This window comes from Alkalihalophilus lindianensis, from assembly GCF_032843265.1.
Taxonomy (GTDB): Bacteria; Bacillota; Bacilli; order Bacillales; family Bacillaceae_D; genus Alkalihalophilus; species Alkalihalophilus lindianensis.
On record NZ_JAWJBA010000913.1, the window covers coordinates 1 to 242 of the forward strand.

Annotated in this window: 1 protein-coding gene; it reads right to left on the bottom strand. The window is 52.9% G+C overall.

The window, feature by feature from the left end; all coding sequences use genetic code 11:
• Positions 1-44: 44 nt before the first annotated feature.
• On the bottom strand, positions 45-242 hold a 198-nt coding region (locus RYX56_RS26790), incomplete at its 5' end, for a hypothetical protein (protein WP_317124442.1).

Below are 242 nucleotides of genomic sequence, written 5' to 3' on the forward strand. Positions count from 1 at the left end.
CGGCACTGCACTGATCTGGATCAGCTTTGCGCCGAACAGCCCATTTACCGGGCTTTTCCGATGCAAGATGGTGGGATGGATGGAATGATCGAGATTGTCCATTGTTCCGGGACAGAATCTTTCAAATCGCTGACAGAAGAGTTCAGCATCGCGACATCGCCATCCGCGTAAAGATGCGGCATGAAGGGAACAGATGGTTCCCGCACGAGGAATCGGAACGATGCTGAGGAAATGGATGCTGG